Annotated in this window: 1 rRNA gene (only partly in view); it reads right to left on the minus strand. The window is 64.5% G+C overall.

Going from position 1 to position 293, the window contains the following annotated elements:
- Positions 1-293, minus strand: a 23S ribosomal RNA gene (locus EHS19_RS10480); its annotated part reaches 839 nt to the left of the window's first position; the annotation flags it as partial.

Raw genomic sequence — 293 nt, forward strand, 5'->3', positions numbered from 1 at the left:
CTCGCCTTAGGACCCGACTCACCCGGGGACGACGAGCGTTGCCCCGGAACCCTTGGTCATCCAGCGGACGGGATTCGCACCCGTCTCTCGCTACTCATGTCTGCATTCTCACTCCCCCCAGGTCCACCATCGGCTCACGCCACGGCTTCGCCCCCCGGGGGACGCTCTCCTACCCAGCACGAAACGTGCTGCCGCGTCTTCGGTGGTGTGCTTGAGCCCCGCTACATTGTCGGCGCGGAGCCGCTAGACCAGTGAGCTGTTACGCACTCTTTCAAGGATGGCTGCTTCTGAGC

Origin of the sequence: Bifidobacterium jacchi, assembly GCF_009078285.1 — a bacterium.
GTDB lineage: Bacteria > Actinomycetota > Actinomycetes > Actinomycetales > Bifidobacteriaceae > Bifidobacterium > Bifidobacterium jacchi.